Raw genomic sequence first — 5,573 nt, forward strand, 5'->3', positions numbered from 1 at the left:
TTCATCGCCGCTGCGGTTCTGCTGGTGATCAGGTCTCTCGTCGTCAGGCTCATTCATCGCTGGGCGCAGAGGACGTCAGCGACGTTCGACGACATGATCCTCTCGTCTTTGAAGGGTCCGTCCATCCTGTGGATCGTCGCCCTCGGCATCTACCTCGGCATTGCCTTCTCCGACCTCTCTGAGCGGTATGCGTCCTACCTGTTCAAGGCCATTCACGTTATCCTCATCCTGTCCGTGACCTTTGCCGCCGCGAACCTGTCCGGCAGGGTATTCAAATATTACATTCTGCAGTCCAACCTCCCGCATCCGACGACCGGCCTCGCGTACGGACTGCTGAAGGGCAGCATCATCTCGCTCGGGGTGCTCGTGGTCCTGGGCGTCATGGGCATTTCCATCACCCCGATCATCACGGCACTGGGCGTGGGCGGCCTTGCCGTGGCACTTGCGCTCCAGGACACCCTGGCGAATCTTTTCGCCGGCATCCACGTGCTGATGGAAAAATCGATACGCGTCGGCGATTTCATCAGGCTCGAGACCGGGCAGGAGGGCTACGTGCAGGACATCACCTGGAGGACCACGAGGGTCAGGATGCTGCCGAACAACATCGTCGTGATCCCGAACAGCAAGCTGGCGCAGAGCGTTGTCACGAACTATTACCTGCCGGAGAAGAAGATGTCCCTCTCGATTCCCGTCAGCGTGAGCTATTCATCCGACCCCGAGCAGGTGGAGCGGACCCTGGTAGAAGAGGCCAAAAAAGGCGCGGCGGACATCCCCGGCCTGCTCGCGGATCCGGAACCCTTTGTCCGGTTCATTCCCGGTTTCGGCGCCAGCTCGCTGGACTTCACGCTCAACTGCCAGGTCGCCGAGTTTACCGATCAATACCTCGCCCAGCACGAGCTGCGGAAGAGGATCTTGAAGCGGTTCAGGGAGTCAGGTATTGAGATCCCCTATCCGCACAGGACCGTATACCTCAGGGAAGAGAAGGAGCGGAACACATGAGCAGGCCTTCCGTTTTTGGTCAGCTGACTGCTCCCCAGCCTTCTTCTGTCACCCTGAACGAAGTGGAAGGGGTCTGCCATCACGCGTTCCATGTGGGATTCTCCGCGGAGCTCAGAAGAATATTAGTGTGTACCGTGATTAAGGCAACATGCCGATAGGACTTGATGCTGCTCAAAGAAACTGCACGCTGGCGAAGAACCTCCAGAGCTCGCACCAGCTCTCTTCGTCGGGTAAAGCTGCGCGAATGTCCTTAGCGGTCTCTAGGCGGCTTTCCTGAACTTTTCCCGCGCGGATGTCAAGGCGTCCGTAAAATCAAGCCAAGCACAATCGAGCCTTACCCTCAGGGCATCCCAGGCTTCTTCGCTTGTTTCCCCGAGTTCCTGGATCTTTCGTGCAACAGCCTCACGCCTGTCCCTGATCTCTCGAATGCGGCTCTCATATCCGGCTTTCATATCGGCCCTCACTACGCTCACCCGGTCCTGCAGTTCGTCGATGCCTGCTGACCATGCCTTGAGCTGCTCCGCCATCTTGTCGATGTATTCCTCCCGAGTCTTCATTGCCATATCACCTCTCATGGCATGCCGCCCACGCCGGGCCGGAAAATGTCATCGTTTTAGATCGCCCCTGTTGATGACCCCTACTAGGACGCGGTCCCTGACCACCGGCACGACGGACAGATGCTCCCTCCGCATGGTCTGCAGGACCTGATCCATCGGCGTGTCCGGCGATACCATGACCGGGTTTTCACATGCGTGATCGTGGCCGCGGTGCCCGCAGGTCATGAGCTGACCGGCAGTGCACCGGAATAAAGCCTTCGTGTCCCGAAGTGCTCCGAGGATGCTCTCTTCCACGATGATCCCGACAACGTGGCAATCGTCATTCACCACCGGCCAGGCGCGATACCGGCTCGACAGTTTTTTTACGAGCGCTGCGCCCCTGTCATTGACGTGAAGGTTCGTACCCTTCAGCATGATGTCTTTTGCGGCAATTGCCATTGGAATCTCGCTCCTGCAACAAGGAATGTCCGACAGCATACATCTCTAATAATAATTAGAATAATTCCAGAGCCATGTCAAGGGCGGAAGAAAATATTTCCAACTTGGCTGTTTTTACTGCAACAAAGGTCAGCTATCAAGCGCCCCGGGAAGCCTCGGGAGAAATATCTGTCCCGTCTCGCTCCGCGTCATGCTTCGTTATTGCCGTCCAAGTCCATCCTGACCGAGATATAGTCCATGATGTCCTTCCGGCTGATGATGCCCAGCAGGCGCCCTTTGTCGACGACCATCAGCCTGCCTGTATTTGAGCCTGTCATCCGCGACAGGGCCTTCAGCATATCGGCATCCGGCTCGATGGTGTTCCGGCCGGTGCATTCGACGGCGAATTCGCCCACGGTGCGGCGGTCCCACTCCCCGCGCGGAATCTCCTTGATGCGTTCGACCGTAATGCAGCCGACGAACCGTCCGTCGTCCATGATCGGGTAAAGCTTGAAGTGCCTCTGGTACACGTAGTCTTCGACCAGCGCACGGATGGTGGTGGAGGGCGCGACAACGACGGGGTCACGGGTCATGACCTGAGCAACGGTTGCACCGCCAAGGGCACGCCTGATCAGGACCTGTTTATACGACATTTCTGCCGCGGAGCGGAGGAACATCCCTATCATTGACTGCCACAGGCCTCCCATGACATTCCCGCGAATCACGCCCACCACGCCGAGAATGATAAGGAAGACGCCGAAGCCCGAACCGATCTGCGATGCAATGCGCGTGGCCTTGCGCAGGCTCTTCATCCTTCGCCACAGCGCCGAACGCAGCACCCGCCCTCCGTCCAGCGGGAAGGCCGGGATCAGGTTGAAGCCCGCAAGGACCCAGTTGATCACGGCGAGATACCCGAGCACCGCCGCAGCCGGCACGGAGAACTGCTCCGTCATGTCCGATACGAGGTTAAAGAGGAAACCGAGCGCGACGCTCGAAAGGGGACCGGCGATGGCCATCCAGAACTCGGCCCGGGGGCTTGGCGGCTCGTCGTCCATTTCCGCCACGCCGCCGAAGACAAAGAGGGTGATCCCTTTCATGGGCAGGCCGAACCTGCGGGCCACGAGGGAGTGGCAGAGTTCATGGATGATAATGGAGACAACGAATCCGGCCGTTCCGCCTATGCCCATGATCCAGTAGGCTGCCGGCGCGAGCCCCTGATGCATGGACGGAAAGACCCCGGAAGCCAGCGACCAGGTGATCAGCACGCCAAGAATCAGCCAGCTCATGTCGACGTGCACTGCGAACCCAAGCAGGGTGAATAGCGTAATGCGCCTGCCGAACATGCAACACCTCCGCTTCTGCTGCAGCCCCCCGGCGAATGATCCGCCCGACGCTGCCAAGGCCGGATGTCGGAATTAGTCATACTTCTGGTAAGTTTCTTGTCATAATTATATATCCTCGTTTGAGAATCGGCGCGGAGGGATTACGACTTAGCGCCAGGCCAATGGTGCGCGTTAACTGAAGGTATTGAGATTAAACGTTGGTTTATGATACTTAACGAGTATTGACATAGTATGAGGGGGAGCTATTGTATTATTGGATCTTGTTCCGGCTCGAGGAATCACGTTGTTTTTGCGGACAACAACGCCGCAGCATGCCGGCCATGGCGACTGCAGAGATCACAGATGGAAAATTAGCGGGAGACCATACCAATGGCGCACGACATCAAAACGGGGGATCATGTCGCTTGGAACTCTGAGGCAGGCCGAGTACGGGGAACGATCAAGAAAAAAATAACATCCGTCATCACGTTCAAAGGATACACGGTCCACGCCTCGAAAGAAGAGCCTCAGTATTTGATCAAGAGCGATACGACTGAACACCTGGCCATGCACAAGGGTTCGGCTCTTAAAAAAATAAAAAAAGCAAGTACCGCCTAAAAAGCATGTGAAGGAGAGGCTGTGCTGGACGTGCAACGAAGAAGAAATGGAGCAGAACGCTGCACAGGCAGTCCTTTTTATTCTGTCGGTATCTGCCCGTACCTTCCCGTCGACGTCCCATCCCTTTGAGCTTTGTATCGAGCGCAGCATCACTCTTTCGATTACAAAGCATTCAGGCATATGGGTATTCCCCATGGCAGAAGAGCATGCGAAAACCAGTGTGACGATCTATACGATCGGACATTCCACGCATTCAATGGATGAGTTTGCGGCTATCTTGAAGGCCCATGGCATTGAATTCGTCATCGACGTGAGGACCATTCCGAAATCCCGTCACAACCCTCAATATAACAGCGACACCCTGGCTGCGGCGCTGCACGGAAAGGACGTCGGCTACGAGCATTTGCCGGGTCTTGGCGGGCTTCGCCGCGCAAAGAATGACTCTATCAACAAAGCCTGGGAAAATGCCTCGTTTCGGGGATTCGCAGACTACATGCAGACGGCGGATTTTGAACGGAGTTTGAATAGGCTCGTCGAAACGGCTGTAAAGCAGCCCACGGTGATCATGTGCGCGGAAGCGGTGCCCTGGCGCTGCCATCGCTCGCTCATTGCTGATGCACTGCTCGCTCGCGGGATAACGGTCATGGACATTATGAGCAAGACGTCCGCGAAGGCGCACACAATGACCCCCTGGGCCCATGTCATGGGAACAAAGATAACTTATCCCGGGCCGGAATCGGCTGAATCCGCTCACGAACCACACCCCAGGCGAAGGAGCGCGTTGCCTCTGTAACTTCCGACCGACCAAAGGATCGTTCATGCGGTTGCACACCTTGAAGAAATCAATACAGCGGAGCTCATCCTATCGACCGACGACTGGCCCCCGCTCGTCGAGAAGGTCGGGAAGGCGGGGCTCAAGTCCAAACCCGAGGCGGCATCCAGTTCGGCGCAGGAGGGGCAACGACAGCGGTGGAACTTGAAGTAGAAGGAACCCGGGACCCCGGATGGGCAATTCATCAGGCAAAGCCCTTAGCATTTCGGGGCCGCATCTTGATAGGCAAGGGATAGAAGCCTCAATACGAGGCTGAACAAGGGGGTGAGAAGAATGGATCCTTTTGGAAATGTCGGAAGAATTCGAGGAAAAAATAAAGAGCAGAGCTTAATGACAGGAATCTCATTTTATCGCCATCAGCCTGAAGAGAAGCAGCTTTCGTGCAGCAAGAGGCTCGTCAATTCACTTCGATGAAAGGTCCATTCCTATGAACGAACAAACGAGTGCAGGAGAACCGCTTTCTTCGTGGTGGGAAAATTCGGTCATTCTGGTCCTGACTGCGTGTTTTACGGTATTGATCTGGCTTGCTGCTCAAGGTTACCGGGACGCACCGCCTGTTCCGGAAAAGGTCATGAGCCCGTCGGGGGATCTGGTCTTCACCGGGGAAGACATCATTGCCGGGCAGCAGGTATTCCTCAAGTACGGCTTGATGGAGAATGGGACGGTCTGGGGACACGGGGCTTACCTCGGGCCTGATTTTTCCGCGGAATACCTGCATACGCTTGCAGTTGCCGCAGGAGACATGATCGCGCACCGGCAATCCAACAGTGGATTTGCACAACGTACCAAGGTAAACCCACAGGCAATCAACGGAGAAGTGGCTCAGTT

The 5,573-nt window shown here is 56.4% G+C and carries 7 protein-coding genes; 4 read left to right on the plus strand and 3 right to left on the minus strand.

Features of this window, described 5'->3' with window-relative positions:
* On the plus strand, window positions 1–999 hold a 999-nt coding region (locus VL197_12095), incomplete at its 5' end, for a mechanosensitive ion channel family protein (GenBank protein HUJ18721.1).
* A gap of 260 nt (window positions 1,000–1,259) precedes the next feature.
* Here VL197_12095 and VL197_12100 read toward each other — a convergent pair.
* The 3 genes from VL197_12100 to VL197_12110 all read right to left on the minus strand — a co-directional run bounded on the left by VL197_12100 (window position 1,260) and on the right by VL197_12110 (window position 3,316).
* Window positions 1,260–1,562, minus strand: a complete 303-nt coding sequence (locus tag VL197_12100) for a hypothetical protein (protein ID HUJ18722.1) — start codon at window positions 1,560–1,562, stop codon at window positions 1,260–1,262.
* 42 nt (window positions 1,563–1,604) lie between these two features.
* Entirely contained in the window at window positions 1,605–1,994 is a 390-nt protein-coding gene (locus VL197_12105; protein HUJ18723.1) for a CBS domain-containing protein, read from the minus strand.
* 188 nt (window positions 1,995–2,182) lie between these two features.
* Entirely contained in the window at window positions 2,183–3,316 is a 1,134-nt protein-coding gene (locus VL197_12110; GenBank protein ID HUJ18724.1) for a site-2 protease family protein, read from the minus strand.
* Window positions 3,317–3,685: 369 nt separating this feature from the next.
* On the opposite strand from VL197_12110, the gene VL197_12115 reads away from it, so the two are divergent.
* The 3 genes from VL197_12115 to VL197_12125 all read left to right on the plus strand — a co-directional run.
* Window positions 3,686–3,913, plus strand: coding sequence for a DUF2945 domain-containing protein (locus VL197_12115; protein ID HUJ18725.1), 228 nt, complete (start codon window positions 3,686–3,688; stop codon window positions 3,911–3,913).
* A gap of 193 nt (window positions 3,914–4,106) precedes the next feature.
* Complete coding sequence (locus tag VL197_12120) at window positions 4,107–4,706, plus strand: DUF488 domain-containing protein (protein HUJ18726.1); 600 nt, start codon at window positions 4,107–4,109, stop codon at window positions 4,704–4,706.
* Window positions 4,707–5,172: 466 nt separating this feature from the next.
* The coding region (locus tag VL197_12125; GenBank protein HUJ18727.1) for a nitric-oxide reductase large subunit at window positions 5,173–5,573 on the plus strand (401 nt) is incomplete at its 3' end.

The organism is Nitrospirota bacterium (assembly GCA_035516965.1).
Lineage (GTDB): Bacteria > Nitrospirota > UBA9217 > UBA9217 > UBA9217 > MHEA01.